The 20,421-nt window shown below is 69.4% G+C and carries 8 protein-coding genes; 4 read left to right on the forward strand and 4 right to left on the reverse strand.

Annotated elements, in window-relative coordinates; genetic code table 11:
* Positions 1-188 precede the first annotated feature (188 nt).
* Together WMF45_RS22430 and WMF45_RS22435 are read left to right on the forward strand one after the other, a co-directional pair.
* Complete coding sequence (locus tag WMF45_RS22430; protein WP_437554585.1) at positions 189-1,175, forward strand: response regulator; 987 nt, start codon at positions 189-191, stop codon at positions 1,173-1,175.
* Between the two features lie 62 nt (positions 1,176-1,237).
* Positions 1,238-7,234: an AAA family ATPase gene (locus WMF45_RS22435; protein WP_437718888.1), complete on the forward strand. Its 5,997-nt coding sequence runs from the start codon at positions 1,238-1,240 to the stop codon at positions 7,232-7,234.
* 33 nt (positions 7,235-7,267) lie between these two features.
* Here the strand turns inward: WMF45_RS22435 and WMF45_RS22440 are convergent, their stop codons facing one another.
* Positions 7,268-7,573, reverse strand: a complete 306-nt coding sequence (locus WMF45_RS22440) for a hypothetical protein (protein ID WP_437718889.1) — start codon at positions 7,571-7,573, stop codon at positions 7,268-7,270.
* Positions 7,574-8,057: 484 nt separating this feature from the next.
* Here WMF45_RS22440 and WMF45_RS22445 point away from each other — a divergent pair, with 484 nt between their 5' ends.
* Together WMF45_RS22445 and WMF45_RS22450 are read left to right on the forward strand one after the other, a co-directional pair.
* On the forward strand, positions 8,058-9,044 hold the full coding sequence (locus WMF45_RS22445) for a response regulator (protein ID WP_437718890.1): 987 nt from the start codon (positions 8,058-8,060) through the stop codon (positions 9,042-9,044).
* 63 nt (positions 9,045-9,107) lie between these two features.
* Positions 9,108-15,146, forward strand: a complete 6,039-nt coding sequence (locus WMF45_RS22450) for an AAA family ATPase (RefSeq protein ID WP_437718891.1) — start codon at positions 9,108-9,110, stop codon at positions 15,144-15,146.
* Positions 15,147-15,210: 64 nt separating this feature from the next.
* Here the strand turns inward: WMF45_RS22450 and WMF45_RS22455 are convergent, their stop codons facing one another.
* The 3 genes from WMF45_RS22455 to WMF45_RS22465 form a co-directional block, all read right to left on the reverse strand.
* Complete coding sequence (locus WMF45_RS22455) at positions 15,211-16,332, reverse strand: acyl-CoA dehydrogenase family protein (protein WP_437718892.1); 1,122 nt, start codon at positions 16,330-16,332, stop codon at positions 15,211-15,213.
* A gap of 221 nt (positions 16,333-16,553) precedes the next feature.
* Positions 16,554-18,188, reverse strand: coding sequence for a hypothetical protein (locus WMF45_RS22460; protein ID WP_437718893.1), 1,635 nt, complete (start codon positions 18,186-18,188; stop codon positions 16,554-16,556).
* Positions 18,189-18,850: 662 nt separating this feature from the next.
* A complete protein-coding gene (locus tag WMF45_RS22465) occupies positions 18,851-20,152 on the reverse strand; it encodes a DUF4041 domain-containing protein (RefSeq protein WP_437718894.1) in 1,302 nt (433 codons plus the stop codon).
* Positions 20,153-20,421: the final 269 nt, after the last annotated feature.

Here is a 20,421-nt window from a genome sequence, read left to right on the forward strand (position 1 = left end):
CTTCCGCCCACAAAACACGTGCTAATTCCGACCGTCCCGTGGTACGAGACGAGGGAGTCCGGGGGGATCCTTCGCTGTGGCAGGGCCACACAGCTCACAGTGCATGCGTCCGCTCGCTCGCCGTCCCGTTGGACATGCCGACCGGGGGCGGAAGGCTGGTTGGGGTGTACTGAGACCTGCAGAAACCTATGCAAGAGAAAGAAACTCCGCCCTCTGGGCTCATCCTCATCGTGGACGACAGCGCAGACAACCTGAACGTCCTGTCGAGCGCGCTCATGTCGGATGGTTTGGAGGTCGCCGTCGCGTGCGACGGTGAGGAGGCGATCGAGCTGGCCAGCCGGGCCCAGCCCGATCTCATCTTGCTCGACGCGTTGATGCCCGGTCTCAGCGGGTTCGAGGCGTGCCGGCGAATCAAGGCCGATCCGGCGACGCAGAGCATCCCCGTCATCTTCATGACGGCGCTCGCTGAAGCGAAGTTCCGGATCCAGGGCTTTCGCCTGGGGGCCGTCGACTACGTAACCAAGCCGTTCGAGAAGACCGAGCTCCTGGCGCGGGTGCACACCCAGATCTCGCTCCGGCGCGCAACGCGGGCTCTCGAGGAGCGGAATGCGAGGCTCTCGCAGGAGATCCGGGAGCGCGCCAGGGCCGAGGAGGCGCTGGCGGAGGCCGTGCAGATGCTGCGTGACGCGAACACGCAGCTCTCGCAGCAACTCGCGCAGAGCGAGCGCGCCGAGGCGGCCAGAGCGGCGCTGCAGGAGCAGGTCATCGCGGCCCAGCGGGAGCGGCTCCTCGAGCTCTCCGCTCCGCTGATTCCGATCATCGATGGCATCCTCGTGATGCCCCTCGTCGGCACGGTGGACGTCGAGCGCGCCAGGCAAGCGGTCGAGACAGCGCTGCGCGGGGCGAGCGAGCGCGGGGCGGACCACCTCATCATTGACATCACCGGCGTCAAAGCGGTAGACGCGACTGTCGCGCGCATGCTCGTGCAAGCGGCGATGGGGCTCTCGCTGCTCGGCACGCGGACGGTCGTGACCGGAATCCGCGCCGAGGTGGCGCACACGTTCGTGGGGCTCGACCTGCACCGCGATCGCCTCGTGACGAAGGCCACCCTGCAGTCGGGCGTCGAGCATGCGCTGCGCACGCGCGGTCGTGGCCAGCCCAGGCGCGAGCTCTGAGCGCGAGAGAATTCCGTTGTTGCCCGGCGTCTCCGCCGGACCCGAAGAGGAGCTGAACCGGGATGGATCTGAGAGACTACGCAGTGGGGGAGGTCATGCACGAAGGGGCCGAGACCCGCGTGTGCCGCGCGGTCCATCGTCCCTCGGGCGATAGGGTGGTGCTCAAGTTTCCCGTGGCGGCCGCGCCGAGCTCCCGCGTGATGGGGCGCATCGTGCATGAGCACCACATCCTGAAACAGCTCGGGGAGGTATCAGGGATAGCGCGGGCGCGGGAGATCTTGCAGCGGGGCGGCACGGTCGCGCTGGTGCTCGAAGACCCGGGCTTCCGGTCGCTGGATGGCGTGCTGGCCGAGCGCGGGCGCCTGCCGGTGGAGGCGGGGCTCCGGCTGGGAGCGCTCCTCGCCCGGGTCCTCGAGGCCGTGCACGCGGCAGGCGTGACACACAAGGACATCAAACCCCAGAACGTGCTGGTCGACGCGGCGTATACGCAGGTCAAGCTGCTCGACTTCGGCATCGCCTCGTCGCTGCCGCTGGAGGCGACCACGGCGAGCATCCCTGAAGGGCTCGAGGGGACGCTGGCGTACATGTCGCCCGAGCAGACGGGCCGCACGGCGCGAGCGCTCGATCCCCGCACCGACCTCTACTCGCTCGGAGTGACGCTCTTCGAGGCGCTCTCGGGGCGGCTGCCGTTCACCGAGCGCGACCCGCTCTCGCTCGTGCACGCTCACCTGGCCAAGGAGCCGCCGAGCCTCGACGAGGTCGCCCCCGAGGTGCCTCCGGGCGTCGCGGCGATCGCGTCAAGGCTCCTCGCGAAGAACCCTGACCGGCGGTATCAGACGGCCAAGGGGGCAGCCGAGGACCTGGAGCGAGCCCTTCGCATGTGGCTCGAGCGCGGCGCGGTGGAGCGCTTCCCCCTCGGGGACAAGGATTTCTCGCAGAGGCTGCGGCTGCCGGACGTCCTCGTCGGGCGGGAGCACGAGCGCGATCTCCTGGGCGCAGCCTTCGCCCGCGCCGCCGAGGGCGCCGCGGAGCTCGTGCTCATCGGCGGCCCGTCCGGCATCGGCAAGACAGCGCTCGTGCGCACGGTGTACCAGGATATCGCGCAAGCGGGGCGCGGGCTCTTGATCTCGGGCAAGCACGACCCGATGGCGCGGTCGATGCCGTACGCGGCCATGGCGCAGGCGTTCGGGGCGCTGATGCAGCAGTGGCTGGCGAGCCCGAAGCCGGTGCTCGCGGCGTGGCAGGAGCGAATCAAGGCCGAGGTGGGAGAAAACGCCCGGCTCATCGCGGACGTGGTCCCCGAGCTTGAGCTGGTGATGGGCAAGCTCGCGCCGGTGCCGCCGGTGCAGGGCGATCTGGTGCTCGCCCGCCAGAAGCTGACGTGGCTGAATTTCGTGCGGGCGGTGGCGACGCCAAACGCGCCGCTCGCGATGTTCCTCGACGACATGCAGTGGGCCGACAGCGCCACGCTGGAGATCCTGAGGACGCTGCTGACCGACGCAGAGCGACGAGAGCTCCTCGTGATCGCCGCGTACCGCGACAACGAGACGCCGTCCGAGCACCCGCTCTGGAAGCTCGTGGAGGCGGTGGAGAAGAGCGGCGCGACGGTGTCGACAATGACGGTGAGCCCCCTGTCGGAAGAGCAGGTGCAGGCGTGGGCGGCGCGGACGCTGAGCAGCGAGGCGGCGCGGGTGGCGCCGCTGTCACGGGTGCTGTGGCAAAAGACGCGAGGCAACCCCTTCTTTGTCGAGCAGCTGCTGCTCTCCCTGCACCGCCAGGGCAAGGTGGTCAGGGATCTGGAGAGCGGCGCCTGGCGCTGGGACCAGAAGGAGCTGGAGCAGGCCCAGGTCACGGACAACGTCGTGGCCCTCTTGACGGGCAAGTTGCTCGAGATGCCCGAAGCGACACAGCAGCTCCTGGGGCTCGCGGCCTGCGCGGGGCACGCTTTCCACCTCCACGACCTGGAGCGGCTCAGCGGGTGGGAGCGCGCCCGGGTGACCGGCGCGCTGTGGCCCGCCCTGCGGGAGGAGCTGGTGGTGCCGGCCGATGGAGCCTACCGGACCGCGCAGGCGCTGGGGCAGGTCGGAGAAGGAGCGCTCGACGCGGAATACCGCTTCTTGCACGACCGCGTGCAGCAGGCGAGCTACGAGCGGGTCGCGCCGGAGCAGCGGGCGCTGGCACACATGGAGATCGGCCGGCGGCTCTGGGCGCTGCATCGGACGGAGGGCGGCACACCGCAGCAGCTCCTGGAGCTGGTGCGGCACCTGAACCTGGGCTCTTCGCGGGCGAGCTCGGTAGAGGAACGCGTGGCGCTGGCGCGGCTCAACCTCGAGGCCGCGCGCGCCGCGAAGGCGGCGAGCTCGCATCGGCTCCTGGCGAGCCTCGCGGAGACCGGGCAGACCTTGCTGGGCGACGGCGCGTGGCAGACCGAGCCCGAGCTGACCGCGCAGCTCGCGCTGGAGCGGCTCGAGGCGGCCTTTCTGCTGCGGGAGTTCGATGACGTCGAGACGCGGTCCGTAGGGCTGCTCGCGACGCCTCTTCCGGCGCCGATGAGGCTTTCGGTACAGGAGCTCCGCGTCCGCGCCTGCCAGGTGGCAGGTGAGTTCACGCGAGGGGTAGAGCAGGGGCTCACGGCGCTCGCGGAGCAGGGTATCGTTCTTCCCGACACGGACGAGGCGCGCCTCACCGCCTTGCTCGAGGAGTCCGTCGAGCTGGATCGATGGTTCGAGGGCGACCCGGACGCGTTCGATCGGATGCCCTCCGATCCGTCGGTGGAGCAGGTGCTCATCGACGCGCTGATGATGCAGCTGATGGTGTGTGCTGGGATCGGCGGTCAGCCGATGCTGTCCACGCTCGCGATGGTTCGCGGCGTCCAGAGGGTGCGACAGCGGGGCATGATCACGCCTATTTCTCCTTTCAACATCGTTTGCTTCGCGAACGCGTGGTCGATCACCACCGGGATGTACCGCCGATCCGCATCCTGGGTCTGGCCTGGCGTGCGCGCGGCGGAGCGTGTCGCGTCCCCGTTGCTGCCAGAGTGTCTGTGTTACCAGGCGATGTACATGGGCTACACCCTCCCCGCGGATGAAATGGGGCCCGTCCTCGAAAGGAGCGTCACAACGGGCCTGAAGCTCGGCTCGTTCCAGGGCACGAGCTGGGGGCTGGTGGACGACTTGAGCTTCTACCGCGCATGGCGTGGTCAGCCGGTCGGACAGATCGAGGCGCACCGGACGGCTCATTGGGCCCTGATGCAGCGCGCAGGAGATGCTCTCGGGAAACACTATTACGAGATGTTCGCGTCATGGTGTGGCCTGCTGATGTCCAGCGGTAACGCGGCGTTGCTCCTCTCCGATGAGCCGCTTTCGCGAGGGTCGCGCTCCCTCCTGGCCGAGGGAGACGGGATGACGGCCGCGCATGCTCGCGTCCTCGAGGCGCACCTGTTCCTCGTTGCCGGCGCGTTCACGCGCGCGCTCTCGCGCGCCCGGGAGGCCGCTCAATTCCGGCAGATCCTCTTCGGCTTTCCCCCTGTGACAGACATCCCGCTCTGGCTCGCGCTTGCAGCGGCGAAGTGCTGGAACGAGACCACGGATCCGGAAGAGCAGGCGAGGCTCCGCGAGCATATCGAGCACGGCCTCGAGCGGTTGAGGTACTTCGCCGAGGGGTGCGCGGACAACTTCCTCCACAAGCTGCGCCTCATCGAGGCCGAGCACGCCCGCGTGCAGGGCAAGACCGACGAGGCCATGGCCAGGTACGACGAGGCCATCGAGCTGGCTCGCCGGCAGCGTTTTTTCCACATCGAAGCCCTCGCTGCCCAGCTCTGCGCCGAGTTCCACGTCGAGGCGGGCAGGAGCCGTATCGCAGCGCTGTACCTGCGCGAGGCCAGGGACGCCTATGTTCGCTGGGACGCGCACGCCGTGGTGGCCCACCTGGAGGCGAGGTGGCCCGCCCTGCTCCGGGCGCCTGCCCAGCCCGCGGCGGCCGATCGCCGCCGCACGACGGGCGTCGCCACGCTGACCACCACGGGCGCCGAGAACGGCGCGCAGCTCGACGTGAACACCGCGGTGCGCGCGGCGCAGGCGCTGTCGAGCGAGCTCGACCCGGAGCGGGTCGTCGGCCGGCTGATGGAGCTCGTGCTGGAGAGCGCCGGCGCGCAGCGCGGCGTCCTGCTGCTGGGCGAAGGCGAGGAGCTCTCGGTCGTGGCGCGGCTCTCGGTGGAGGGAGGCCGCATCGAGACGGGCCTGTCCGAGCCGCTCTCGCAGAGCAGCGAGGTGGCCAGGACGGTGGCGCACTACGTGGCGCGCACGAACGAGCCGGTCGTTGTCGACGACGCCAGGGCCGACGGGCGCTTCGCGGCCGATCCGTACCTGGCCTCGCGCTCCGTGCTCTCGCTCCTGGCGCTTCCCCTGTCGCATCGAGGGCGCCTCGTGGGCGTGCTCTACCTCGAGCACCGGGAGGCGCCTGGGGCGTTCCCCGAGCGGCGGGTGGAGCTCCTGTCGGTGGTCGCCGCGCAGGCCGCCATCGCCGTGGAGAACGCCCTCCTCTACCGGGACCTGGAGGCCAAGATCAAGGAGCGCACCATCGAGCTCCGCATCGCCAAGGAAGCGGCGGAGCGCGCCAGCCAGGCCAAGAGCGACTTTCTCTCCAGCATGAGCCACGAGCTGCGAACGCCGCTCAACGGGATCATGGGGTATTGCCAGATCCTGGAGCGAACGCCCGATATCCCGCAGGCGTGGCGGGATGGCCTGCACGTCATCCAGAGGTCGAGCGAGCATCTGCTCTCGCTCATCAACGACCTCTTGCATCTGGCCAAGATCGAGGCGGGCAAGGTGGACTCCGTGCTGACGGAGTTCCGGTTGCCTGCGCTCGTGCGGACGGTGGTCGATCTGTGCCGGGTGCGCGCCGAAGCGAAGGGGATAGCGTTCTCCCATGATCTGCGCGGCCCCGCGCTTCAGTCCGTCCGTGCCGACGAGAAGCGGCTGATGCAGGTGCTCTTGAACCTCCTCGGCAATGCCATCAAGTTCACCGAGCGCGGGGGCGTCTCCCTTGGTGTCGAGGTGCTGGAGGAGACAGTCGCTGCAGGGCGGATGGTGCGCTTCCGCATCGAGGACACGGGTCCTGGGATCGCCCCCGAGCACCTGTCGCGCATCTTCGAGCCGTTCGAGCAGGTGGGGGAGCAGAGCGCGAAGAGCGAGGGCACAGGGCTCGGCCTCGCCATCACGAAGAAGCTCGTGCAGCAGCTGGGTGGGGCGGTCGAGGTGCAGAGCGAGGTCGGTGAGGGCAGCGTCTTCACCGTGACGCTTCCGCTCGCCGAGGCGCAACAGACGATGAGCCCCGGCGAGGACAGGGGGTGGAGCACGATCATCGGTTATCAGGGGGAGCGCCGCACGATACTCATCGTGGACGACAACCCCGACAACCGCGCCGTTGTGCGCGGGCTCCTCGGCCCGCTGGGCTTCGAGCTGTGCGAGGCGGACGGCGGTGAGGCGGCGCTGCGCATGGCGGCGCAGCGCGCGCCGGCGCTCATCCTGATGGACGTGTACATGAAGGACGTGGACGGCTACGAGACCGCGCGCCGTCTCAGGCTCGTGCCAGAGCTCCGGCAGGTGGCGATCGTGGTCTCGTCGGCGAGCGTCTCCGAGGCCGAGCAGCAGAAGTGCGCCCTCGCCGGCTGCGATGACTTCCTGCCCAAGCCCGTCGTGGCGAGCGCGCTCCTGGACAAGATATCGCGGTTGCTGGGCATCGCGTGGCTCAGGCGCGAAGAGGCGCCTGCTCGGGACGCGCCGGCGAAGGAGCTCCCCGACGGCGGACACCTCGCGCCGCCTCCGGCAGAAGAGCTGGAGATGTTGTCGGCGCTCGCGAAGAAGGGGCTCATCCACAGGATCCTGGAAGAGGCGGAGCGCATAAGGCAGCACGACGCGCGGTTCAGGCCCTGGATCGATCAGCTCACGACGCTCGCCCGCGGCTATCAGACCCGGAAGCTGCGGGACTTCGTCGGTGCGTACGGCCCAGGCGGCGCGCACGGCGGCAATGGCCGCGCGGATCCGCAGGAACCGACGTAGAACGCGCAATGGTGCTCGGCGCGCTCGCGTGCGTCAGGGGGCCATGACCGCGACGAAGCCGTCCCGGCCCGCGGCGGTGAGCGGGCCGGCGCCGAAGTCGGCTGTGCCCGTGAAGTCGCCGACGAGCGCGATGCGGTCGGCGCGGTAGGTCGTCAAGCCTCGTATCGTGGCGGGTGTGCCCGTGAACGTGCGGCGCCAGAGCTCCGCGCCGGAGGCATCGAGCTTGACGAGTGACTGCTCTCCCAGGACGAGGATGTTGCCGGCGGAGTCCGTGACCACGGCGTCGCTCGGAGCCTCTCGGTGCCAGAGATAGTCGCCGAGCGGGCTCAACTTCACCACGAAGTGCGTTCCGGCGGCAACTGGCCCACCGCCGAGATCCAGATTTCCCAGGCTGCGGCCCACGACCACGACGACGCCCGAGCGTGAGGAGCTCCAGCGGCTGGAGATGGGGATGGAGCGTGGGAGCCGAAAAAAGCGGAGGCCTCCTCGCGAAGGAAAGCAAGTGAGGCCAGCTGACATGCGACCTCAGACCCAGGCGGAAAGCGCCCATCTCATGCGTACTCATGCGTACGTAGATGGAATGGATGACCTGTGTGGCTCAGCCTACCCTCTCCACCGCACCCTGCCCCCCTCTCCGCTTCCGCCTACAAAAGGTATGTTAAGGCTGAACAGCCCGTGGTACGAACGGAAAAAAAGAAGCCGGAATGTTTCCTGTGATGGGGCCGCCGGCTCACAGTGTACGCATTTGCTCGCTTGCCGTCCGTTGGGGCGCCCCGACCGGGCGCACGAGGCTCGCTCGATCGTGCTGAGCCGGCAGAGACCCATGCAAGACCAAGAAGCTCCGCTCTCTGGCCTCGTCCTCATCGTGGACGACAGCGCGGACAACCTGGCCGTGCTGTCGCACGCGCTCATGTCGGATGGCCTCGAGGTCGCGGTCGCACGCGACGGTGAGGAGGCGATCGAGCTGGTCAGCCGGGCCCAGCCGGACCTCGTCTTGCTCGACGCGCTGATGCCCGGCCTCAGCGGGTTCGAGACGTGCCGGCGGCTCAAGGCCGATCCGGCGACGCAGAGCATCCCCGTCATCTTCATGACAGCGCTCGCTGAAGCGAAGTTCCGGCTCCAGGGCTTTCGCCTGGGGGCCGTCGACTACGTGACAAAGCCGTTCGAGAAGACCGAGCTCCTGGCGCGGGTACACACCCAGATCTCGCTCCGGCGCGCAACGCGGGCTCTCGAGGAGCGGAATACGAGGCTCTCGGAGGAGATCCGGGAGCGCGCCAAGGCGGAGGAGGCGCTGGCGGAGGCCGTGCAGATGCTGCGTGACGCGAACACGCAGCTCTCGCAGCAACTCGCGCAGAGCGAGCGCGCCGAGGCGGCCAGAGCGGCGCTGCAGGAGCAGGTCATCGCGGCCCAGCGGGAGCGGCTCCTCGAGCTCTCCGCTCCGCTGATTCCGATCATCGATGGCGTCCTCGTGATGCCCCTCATCGGCACGGTGGACGTCGAGCGCGCCGGACAGGCGGTCGAGACAGCGCTGCGCGGAGCGAGCGAGCGCAGGGCGGACCATCTCATCATCGACATCACCGGCGTGAAAGAAGTAGACGAGACGGTTGCGCGCATGCTCGTGCAAGCCGCGATGGGGCTCTCGCTGCTCGGCACGCGGACGGTCGTCACGGGCATCCGCGCAGAGGTAGCGCAAACGCTCGTGGCGCTCGACCTGCACCTCGATCAGCTCGTGACGAAGGCCACCCTCCAGTCGGGCGTGGAGCACGCGCTGCGGACACGCGACCGCCGCCAGCACAGGCCCGAGCGCTGAAGTACCGCAGAATTCCGTTGTTGCCCGGCGTCTCCGCCGGACCCGAGGAGGAGCTGAACCGGGATGGATCCGAGAGACTACGTTGTGGGGGAGGTCATGCACGAAGGGGTCGAGACCCGCGTGTGCCGCGCGGTCCATCGTCCCTCCGGCGACAGGGTGGTGCTCAAGCTCCCCGTGGCGGCCGCGCCGAGCTCGCGCGTGACGGGGCGCATCCTGCATGAGCATCACATCCTGACACAGCTGAGAGAGGTGTCGGGGGTGGCACGGGCGCGGGAGCTCCTGCCGCTGGGCGGCACGGCCGCGCTGGTGATCGAGGACCCGGGCTTCCGGTCGCTGGATCTTGAGCTCGCCGAGCGCGGGCGCCTGCCGGTGGAAACAGGGCTGAGGCTGGGAGCGCTCCTCGCTCGAGCCCTCGAGGCCGTTCACGCGGCCGGCATAACACACAAGGATATCAAACCACAGAACGTGCTGGTCGACGCGGCGTATACGCAGGTCAAGCTGCTCGACTTCGGCATCGCCTCGTCGCTGCCGCTGGAGGCGACGGCGGCGAGCATCCCCGAAGGGCTCGAGGGGACACTGGCGTACATGTCGCCCGAGCAGACGGGCCGCACGGCGCGAGCGCTCGATCCCCGCACCGACCTCTACTCGCTCGGAGTGACGCTCTTCGAGGCGCTCTCTGGGCGGCTGCCGTTCACCGAGCGCGACCCGCTCTCGCTCGTGCACGCTCACCTGGCCAAGGAGCCACCGAGCCTCGACGAGGTCGCCCCCGAGGTGCCTCCGGGCCTCGCGGCGATCGTGTCCAGGCTCCTCGCGAAGAACCCTGACCGGCGGTACCAGACGGCCAAGGGGGCAGCGGAAGACCTGGAGCGAGCGCTGCGCATGTGGCGCGAGCGCGGCGCGGTGAAGCGCTTCGCGCTCGGGGACAAGGATTTCTCGCAGAGGCTGCGGCTGCCGGACGTCCTCGTCGGGCGGGAGCACGAGCGCGATCTCCTGGGCGCAGCCTTCGCCCGCGCCGCCGAGGGCGCCGCGGAGCTCGTGCTCATCGGCGGCCCGTCCGGCATCGGCAAGACAGCGCTCGTGCGCACCGTCTACCGGGACATCGCGCGTGCGGGGCGCGGGCTCCTGATCTCGGGCAAGCACGACCAGCTCGCGCGGTCGACGCCCTACGCGGCCATGGCGCAGGCGTTCGGGGCGCTGATGCAGCAGTGGCTGGCGAGCCCGAAGCCGGTGCTCACGGCGTGGCAGGAGCGAATCAGGGCCGACGTGGGGGACAACGCCCGGCTCATCGCCGACGTGGTGCCGGAGCTCGACCTGATCATGGGCAAGCTCGCGCCGGTGCCGCCGGTGCACGGCGAGCAGGTGCTCGCCCGCCAGAGGCTGACCTGGCTGAACTTCGTGCGGGCGGTCACGACGCCGAACGCGCCGCTCGTGATGTTCCTCGACGACATGCAGTGGGCCGACAGCGCCACGCTGGAGATCCTGAGGACGCTGCTGACCGACGCAGAGCGACGAGAGCTCCTCGTGATCGCCGCGTACCGCGACAACGAGACGCCCCCCGAGCACCCGCTGTGGAGGCTCGTGACGTCGGTCGAGGAGAGCGGGGCGAGGGTGTCGAGGATGTCTGTGCACCCGCTGTCGGCGGAGCACGTGCAGGCATGGGCGGCGCGGGCGCTGAACAGCGAGGCGGCGCGGGTGGAGCCGCTCTCGCGTATCCTGTGGCAAAAGACGCGAGGAAACCCGTTCTTCATGGAGCAGCTGCTGCTGTCGCTGCACCGGCAGAGCAAGGTGGCGCGGGACCAGGAGAGCGGCGCGTGGCGCTGGGGCCAGAAGGAGATCGAGCAGGCGCAGGTGACCGACAACGTCGTCGCCCTCCTGACGGACAAGCTGCTCGAGATGCCCGAAGCGACACAGCAGCTCCTGGGGCTCGCGGCGTGCGCGGGGCACGCTTTCCACCTCCACGACCTGGAGCGGCTCAGCGGATGGGAGCGCGCCCGGGTGACCGGCGCGCTGTGGCCCGCCCTGCGGGAGGAGCTTGTGGTGCCGGCCGATGGAGCCTACCGGACCGCGCAGGCGCTGGGAGAGGCCGGAGCCGGAATCGGAATCGGAACCGGAACCGGAACCGGAACCGGAGAAGAAGCGCTCGACGCTGAATACCGCTTCTTGCACGACCGCGTGCAGCAGGCGAGCTACGAGCGGGCCCCGCCGGCGCAGCGCGTCCTGGCGCACCTGGAGATCGGCCGGCGGCTGTGGGCGCGGCACCGGACGCAGGGGGGCACACCGCAAGAGCTCCTGGAGCTGGTGCGGCACCTCAACCTGGGCTCGGCGCGGATGGACTCCGCAGGTGAGCGCGAGGCGCTGGCGCGGCTGAACCTCGAGGCCGCGCGCGCCGCGAAGGCGGCGAGCTCGTACCGGCTCCTCCTGAGCCTCGCCGAGACAGCGCAGGACTTGCTGGGCGATGACGCCTGGCGCAAGGACGCGCCGCTGTGCGCGGAGCTCGCGCTCGAGCAGATCGAGGGGGCCTTTCTGCTGCGGGAGTTCGACGACGTCGAGGCGCGGTGCGCGCGGCTGCTCGCCAGGCCGCTGCCGGCGCTCACCAGGCTCTCGGCGCAGGAGCTCCGCGTCCGCAGCGCCCAGGCGGCGGGCCAGTTCGCGCGAGGGGTCGAGCTCGGGCTCGCCGCGCTCACGGAGCAGGACATCGCATTTCCGGGCGCGGACGAGGCGCGCCGCGCCGCGCTCGTCGAGGAGTCCGCCGAGCTGGATCGATGGTTCGAGCGCGACCCGGACGCGTTCGATCGGATGCCGCTCGATCCGTCCCCGGAGCAGGTGCTCATCGATGCGCTGACGATGCACCTCATGGTGTGTGCGGCGATCGGCGGTCAGCCGATGCTGTCCGGGCTCGTGATCGCCCGGGCCGTGCTGAGGGTGCGAGAGCGGCGCGCGCTCACGCCGGTCTCTCCCTTCATCATCGTTTGCTTCGCGAACGTGTGGTCGCTCAGCACGGGCATGTATCGTCGCGCTGCGAGCTGGGTCGGCCCCGGAGTGCGCGCGGCCGAGCGCGTCGCGTCGCCCTTTCTGGCAGAGTGTCTGTCCTTCCAGGGGCAGTACACGGCCTACTCCCGCCCCGCGGATGAAATGGCGCCCATCTTCGAGCGAACCTGCGCGACCGGCCTGAAGGTCGGCTCGTTCCAGGGGACGAGCTGGGGGCTGGAAGGCGACCTGTTCTATTATCGAGTTTGGCGTGGCCAGCCGCTCGGGCAGCTCGAGGCGCACCGGGCGGCGCGCTGGGGGTTGATGCAGCGCGCGGGGACCGCGCTCGGGACGCACTATTTCGAGGCGATCGCGTCGTGGTGCGACCTCTTGACGACCGCCGACGGCGCAGGGAGGCTCCTGTCGGGCGAGCCGCTCTCGCGAGGATCGCGCTCCCTCCTGGCGGACGGAGACGGGATGGCAGCCGAGCTGGCTCGCATCCTCGAGGCGCACCTGTTCCTCGTCGCCGGCGCGTACCCGATGGCCCTCTCGCGGGCACGGGAGGCCGAGCAGTTCCGCGTGTCCATCTTCGGCTTTCCCCCGGTCACGGACATACCGCTCTGGCTCGCGCTCGCGGCCGCGAGGTGCTGGCCGAAGGCCGCGGACGCGGCGGAGCGGGCCGAGCTCCGCGAGGAGATCGAGCAAGGCCTCGCGCGGCTGAGGTACTTCGCCGAGGGGAGCGCGGACAACTTCCTCCACAAGCTGCGCCTGATCGAGGCCGAGCACGCCCGCGTGCAGGGCAAGACCGACGAGGCCATGGCCAGGTACGACGAGGCCATCGAGCTCGCGCGCGAGCAGCGATCCTTTCACATCGAAGCCCTGGCGGCTCAGCTCTGCGCCGAGTTTCACCTCGAGGCGGGCAGGCGCCGTATCGCGGCGCTGTACCTGCGCGAGGCCAGGGACGCTTATGTTCGCTGGGAAGCGCACGCCGTGGTGGCCCACCTGGAGGCGAGATGGCCCGCCCTGCTCCGGGCGCCTGCCCAGCCCGCGGCGGCCGATCGCCGCCGCACGACGGGCGTCGCCACGCTGACCACCACGGGGGTCACCGGCGGCGCGCAGCTCGACGTGAACACCGCGGTGCGCGCGGCGCGGGCGCTGTCGAGCGAGCTCGACCCGGAGCGGGTCGTCGGCCGGCTGATGGAGCTCGTGCTGGAGAGCGCCGGCGCGCAGCGCGGCGTCCTGCTGCTGGGCGAAGGCGAGGAGCTCTCGGTCGTGGCGCGGCTCTCGGTGGAGGGAGGCCGCATCGAGACGGGCCTGTCCGAGCCGCTCTCGCAGAGCAGCGAGGTGGCGAGGACGGTGGCGCACTACGTGGCGCGCACGAACGAGCCGGTCGTTGTCGACGACGCCAGGTCGGACGCGCGCTTCGCGGCCGATCCGTACCTGGCCGCGCAACCGGTGCTCTCGCTCCTGGCGCTTCCCCTGTCGCATCGAGGGCGCCTCGTGGGCGTGCTCTACCTCGAGCATCGCGAGGTGCCTGCGGCGTTCCCCGAGCAGCGGGTCGAGCTCCTGTCGGTGGTCGCCGCGCAGGCCGCCATCGCCGTGGAGAACGCCCTCCTCTACCGGGACCTGGAGGCCAGGATCAAGGAACGCACCGTCGAGCTCCGCATCGCCAAGGAAGCAGCGGAGCGCGCCAGCCAGGCCAAGAGCGACTTTCTCTCCAGCATGAGCCACGAGCTGCGAACGCCGCTCAACGGGATCATGGGGTATTGCCAGATCCTGGAGCGAACGCCCGACGTCCCGCCGGCGTGGCGGGAGGGCCTGCGGGTCATCCAGAAGTCGAGCCAGCACCTGCTCTCGCTCATCAATGACCTCTTGCACCTGGCCAAGATCGAGGCGGGCAAGATGGACTCCGTCCTGACGGAGTTCCGGTTGCCTGCGCTCGTGCGGACGGTGGTCGACCTGTGCCGGGTGCGCGCCGAAGCGAAGGGGATAGCGTTCTCGCACGAGCTGCGCGGCCCTGCGCTTCAGGCCGTCTGTGCCGACGAGAAGCGGCTGATGCAGGTGCTCTTGAACCTCCTCGGCAATGCCATCAAGTTCACCGAGCGGGGAAGCGTCTCCCTCCGTGTCGAGGTGCCGGAGGAGACAGTCCCTGCAGGGCGGATGGTGCGGTTCCGGGTCGAGGATACGGGTCCCGGGATCGCCCCCGAGCACCTGTCGCGCATCTTCGAGCCCTTCGAGCAGGTGGGGGAGCAGAGCGCGAAGAGCGAGGGCACAGGGCTCGGCCTCGCCATCACGAAGAAGCTCGTGCAACAGCTGGGTGGTGCGATCGAGGTGCAAAGCGAGGTCGGCGAGGGCAGTGTCTTCACCGTGACGCTCGCGCTCGCCGAGGCGCAGCTCGCGACGAGCCCAGGCGAAGCCAGGGGGTGGGACACGATCGTGGGCTATCCCGGGGAGCGGCGCACGATACTCATCGTGGACGACAACCCCGACAACCGCGCGGTGGTGCGCGGGCTCCTCGGCCCGCTCGGCTTCGAGCTGTGCGAGGCGGACGGCGGTGAGGCGGCGCTGCGCATGGCCGCGCAGCGCGCGCCGGCGCTCATCCTGCTGGACGTGTACATGAAGGACATGGACGGCTACGAGACCGCGCGTCGCCTCAGGCTCGTGCCAGAGCTCCGGCAGGTGCCGATCGTGGTCTCGTCGGCGAGCGTCTCCGAGGCCGAGCGGCAGCGGTGCGCCAGCGCCGGCTGCGATGACTTCTTGCCCAAGCCGATCGTGGCGAGCGCGCTCCTGGACAAGATATCGCGGTTGCTGGGCATCGAGTGGCTTCGCCGCGATGAAGCCCCCGCTCGCGATGCGCCGGGGAAGCAGCCCGAAGGCGACGGCCACCTCGCGCCGCCTCCGGCCGAAGAGCTGGCGCTCCTGTCGGCGCTCGCGAAGAAGGGGCTCGTCCACAAGATCGTGGAGGAGGCGGAGCGGATGGCGCAGCACGATCCGCGGCTCAGACCTTGGATCGAGCAGCTCACGACGCTGGCACGCAGCTACCAGACTCGGAGGCTGCGGGACTTCGTCGGCGCGTACGGCCCAGGCGGCGCGGGCGGCGCCCACGACCGCGCGGATCCGCAGGAATCGACGTAGCGAGCGGCCCTGGTCGGGGGGGACGATGCCAGGATGGCGGGAGAGAGCCGCCGGGTCGCGGTCGTTACCCCGACCTGGCGCGGGTCGCCCGTTCGAGCAGCCGCTCCACCGTCGCGGTCTGCAGGTCGCGCGTCTGGGCCGTGAGCGAATAGAGCATCGCCTCGCGGAAGAGGCGCTGCGCGGCGTTGTCGAGGAGGTTGGCGCTGCCGCCGGTCGCAGCGACCGCCGCGTGCGCGGCCCTGACGCCCAGATCGATGCACCAGGCGCGAACGCGGACCGCGTGCTCGGCATGGCCCTCCACCTCTGGCCGGTCCGCCCATGCATCGACCTCGGCGCGGGCGGCCTCCCTCTCGTCCTCGAACGCCCGCGCGGCGTCCGCCAGGCGCGCGCTGCCGCGGCGCTCCGCCAGGTCCGCGAGCAGGGCCGCGGCGGCGCCGGCCGCGCCCAGGGAGAGCGCCGACGGCGTGAGCGCGCCCGCGACGTCGCGGGCGGCCTGCTGCTCGCGCGTCAGGGTGACGATCACCTGCTCGGGGCCGACGCGCAGATCGCGCAGCGCCAGCGACACCGTGGCGGAGGCGTTCATCGCGCTCAGGCGGAGCGGCGCCGATGCCTCGATGGCGTCCCCCGCCTGCAGCGGTGTCAGGACATACATCAAGCGTCCATCGGGGAGCGCGCCGGCGATGACCGCATCGTCGGCGATCCCATGGCCGGTCAACCAGGGCACGGTGCCGTCGAAGCGGAACCGGTCGCCGTCGGGCTCGACCCTGACCATCGGCGGGCCCGGGCGGCGGACGTGCGAGAAGCCCACGGTGCAAAAGCGCTCTCCGGAGGCGAAACGAGGCAGGGCGCGCTCCTTGAGCGCCTCGTTGTCGCCGCGCGCGATGAGCGGGCACGCGGCGGCGTGCTGCATGTAGACGAACGCCGTCACCCCGCAGGCGCCGGCGAGGATCTCCAGGACCTCGCGCGCGACCCGCGGCGGGGCGCCGTGGCCGCCGTGGCATGCAGGCGTCGCGATCCCGAGGAGACCCGCGTCCGCGAGGGCGAGGATGTGCTCTCGGGGAACCGTCGCGGCCTGATCCGTGGCGTTCGCCGAAGGGGCGAGCACGAGCGTCGCGAGCCGGCGGGCGCGCTCGATCAGCGCGGCGGAGCCGTCCGCGGCGGGCGGCGTGGGCGATCCGGAGGACATGCGAAGGAGTGTAGGCCGCGGCGGCGACGCGACCCAGCGACCCGACCCAGCACGGCGCCAGCGGCAGTCGGCGGAGCGGCTCAGCCCAGCCGCGGCGGCGCTACCGGCTCGCTGCCGGTCGACGGACCGCGATCGAGGTGGCGCCGCCCGGCGCACTCGTCCGAGGCGAGCTGTTCCTCGATCCGCGGCCGAGCGTCACCGGGCTCGGCTCTACCGAGGCGTCATTGCCCGAAACGGTCGTTCGCCTGGGCGAGGTCGTTCACGCCATCGCTCCCCTGCCGGAGCGACCGCGCGGAGGAGAAGTTGCGCGGATCGCTGTCGAAGAACGTGCCGCCGCTGGTGAGCGCGAAGACCATGCCTTCGTGGCCGACATCGGCTGTCAGGCTCTTTCCGGGCGCGGAGACCGCGAGATCCGCCCTTCCATCGTTGTTGTAGTCACCCGCGCGGAGCACCTCGCCGAAGTGATCGCCGTTCCCGTAGAACTCGTCGCATATCGGAGCGAAGAGGAAGGCCCCCAGGGAGCTCTCCTGAGTCCAGTGCCTGCGGGAGAGGATGGATAGCCCGCCGGAGATGCCGTAGAGGATATACGCCGCGCCATTCCCCGAGTACCCTGCTCCCGACTCGTACGGCGCGCCGATCACCAGATCGTCCCCGTGCTGCCCGTCGAGGTTGCCGGTGGCGAGCGCGCTACCGAACCCGATCAGCTCGTTCCCGGGGTTCCCCAGGAAGGACGGGAAGAAGCGCTGGCTGCCGAGGGTCGACAGCCCGTCGCTCGTGCCATAGACCACGCTCACGGATCCCTGGGGGGCGTCATATCCGCCGAGCACCGGCACGAAGTCCTCGGGCGCGCCGACGGCGAGATCCGCGAACCCGTCGGCGTCGAAGTCTCCGGCGGCGAGCGCGGCGCCGAACTCGTCGCCTTCGTTCGACGGCCCCGGCAGCTCGTGGTCCTGTCGGAGGATGTAGAGGTCCCTCGCCGCGAAGCCGGACGCTGTGCCGTAGACGAACGTGACGAGGCCTCGCGAGTACCAGTCGCTCCCGATCGCGAGGTCGTCGTAACCATCGCCGTCGAAATCGGCGGCGGCGAGCGTCGAGCCTGCGAGGAAGAGGGAGGGACAGATGCTCCCCTGGGGCGCAAGGCAGCGCCGGAGGGTGCCCGCCTTCCCGTACCCCAGCCCTTTGGGCGTGGCCGAGCCATAGATGATGTTGACGCCACCGGTGGGGTAATCTTCCCCGGGCGCGCCGACGGCGAGATCGTCGATGCCATCGCCGTTGAAGTCCCCCGACGCGAGCGTGGCGCCGAACCTGTCTGCCTCCTCCGCGGTCCCGGCCACGCCGGTGGAGTCCTGGGTGATGAGCTGCGCTTTCGCGTTGCCATCCATGCCGCCCGGCCGGAGCCCTGCCGCGAGGAAGCCTTGGGCCGGGAGACCGTAGATGATCGCCACCGCTCCTGCCGCCTGCAGTCCGTCGACATCGCGGGACGGGACGCCGATGGCCAGGTCGGTCCACCCGTCGGCGTTGAAGTCGCCCCAGGCGACCGCCTTGCCGAAGTTGTCCCCCGCCTCCGGCGCGACGCCCGCGATCCCGAACGAGCCGGCAGCGAACGACTGATCCGTGCGTCCGGTGCCCCCGGCGCCGGTCGCGGAGACCCCCTGGCTCGATCCATAGATCACGTGGACCACGCCTGCGTCCTGCGCGGCGCTCACGTCTTCGGCGTGAGCCGACACGACGAGATCGGCATACCCATCATGGTTGAAGTCGGGCTCTGCCGCCTGCGCCGCCGCGCTCGACCAGAGCACGCCGGCCGTCACGAGGAGCGCCGCGGCGCCGCGCCGAGGCAGCGCATCCGGAGCCATGGGACGACGGAGGCTCGGCGTCGCAGGCGCAGGCGAAAGAGGCGAAGGGACGAGGGGAAAGGCGCGCTCGGTCATCGTGAGGTCTCCAGGTAGATCGCGGCGTGTGTCGCGCGCTGGCCGCGCGCCTCCACGTGCGAGCAGCGGCCAAGCAAGCGCCGCGCCGCTGGGTCCCGCGGGCCTCCAGGTGGGGAGACTGCGCGGCCGGCGCCTCGGCCCCCTGCCCTCGCGGCCACGGAGAGTCGCCCTGGATCAGCAGGGGTCCGAGGGCGCGAGCAATCTGCGGCGTGCGGCGAGGGTATCAAACGAAGGTATGGCTCTCGGGCGGCGGCGCGCGCCTCCATCCGCTGGAGGCTGCAGCCTCCTTCCAAGGGCGCCGATGCAGCCTGCAGTCACCGGTTCCCGGCCGTCCAACGATGCTCCTGGACGCGATGGCCGCCGAGACGGTGCACTCGCTTATCGAGAACCACATGCTGCCGGGGGGGGGCGCGTCTGGCCTCGAGTAGCCACGGCTCGGCTTACCGCTAGTATACCGCGTTGGCCGCAACCTGCTCGACTTGAGACGGCGAGGGTGTCGGTGGGACACCGGTCGCCTTGGCAGCTTCCTGCGCTTGCCGTTTGGCGGCCGTCTGCCGATACTCCTTAGCCTCGGGAATGCTAATAAACTAGATCTCACCATGAAATTTTCGAACGATGAGCGTGAGCTCCTCAAGATCGATCTTAAAGAACTCCTTTCGCTCGTTCACAAGATTGACCCGTCGATGGTGGAACTCGCGATGAAGCGCGCTCTCCAAGGCAGGAGCATCATCCGACCTAATCATCGCGTGAACGTCAAACTCGAAGGGAACGGAGGCGTCCCCAAGCTCCTTGATTCGATCCATCGGCTGCAACCGTCGCGTCATACCAATCTTATAGACATGTTCACCGAAGGATCCAATATTGGAAATAATGTAAACATTGCCACTGCGCGTCATTTGAGCCTGTGAGATTGCTCGCTCTTTACTCACCTTCGCCTCCGCGAGCCGCTTCTGAAGCTCTTCGATCTGGCTCAGGAGCTTCTGCTGCTTCGCACCGGCTGCCCTCTGGACCTCCTCTTCCGCCTTTCTGAGCGCTTCGGCGTACCGCTGCTCTTCCCTCTCGGCCTCCTGCTTCGCCTTCTCCATCTCACGGATCGCGATCTCTTCCTCTCGCATCTGCTCCTTGATGCGTCGCTGCTCCTCTTTCTCAGCCTGCACCTTCTCCTCGTACTCGTGCGACAGGTAGAGCTCTTGAAGCTTGAGGTCGAGGTACGCTTTGGTGATCTCACATTGCTGCACACTCGCGAGACTGTTGATCGCCTCCCATGCCTTGGCGATACGCGCCTCCATCACGTTGACGTTCTTGTAGTTGACCTTGGCCACAGCGGCGTCGCATTCACCGTTAAATGCACGCAGCATCAACTTGAGAGTCTGATTGTTTTGCTTACGCCCCTCTGCAACGCTGCCGTTGACGGTCCACTCCGTCCGTGCCACCGCGGCCTTCTTGCTCTTCAGCATATCCTTCTGAAGGTCACGGATCTCCTCCAGCCGAGCCTGGTAGCGCTCCGAGGTCGAGAAGGTGTAGCGAGGCCTGTAGAACCCGAAGGACTGAAGATCGGCGGCTTCATCGAGCGCGGCGAGTTCGGCACGCCGCCGGCCAATCTCCGCCTGAAGGCCGGCGAGCTCGATTTCTCCTTGCTGCCGCTGAACATGCAGGCCGTGGACGGCCTGGTTCAATTCGGTTCGGGTGTTGGTAATCTCCGCCTGCGCCTGCGCACGCTCCGCCGCCATCTGCGCCAGCACGCGCTGCCGTTCCGCATCAGCGTCGACGACTGGACGGAACCGATCCAGCAGTGCGGAGTGTGTTGCTGACAAGGAGCGGAGTCGAAGAACGACCAGAACCAGGCCGACGACCGCGGCAACGAGGAGAAGTCCCAGCAGCGCTTCCATGTTGACGACACCTCCGAAGATATGGCTCGTGGAAGCCCCACATGCGGCTCTCCATGCCCCACCGCAGAGTGTAGCGACCCAACCCCGCGAGTAGAAGCGCCTCTCGAGGCTCGTTGGCCGGCATTCTCAGGCAAGGGATGCGTAGGCGCGCAGCGCACCCACAATCGTGTGGTTCTCGCCCCTGGCGGGACACGTTCACATACCTTGTCCGAGAAAGACAGACAATAGAGCGGGATATGGTACACGCTGGAGTGGTTTCTCGTCTGATG

The sequence above is a fragment of the Sorangium sp. So ce448 genome, assembly GCF_051520915.1.
Lineage (GTDB): Bacteria > Myxococcota_A > Polyangia > Polyangiales > Polyangiaceae > Sorangium > Sorangium cellulosum_B.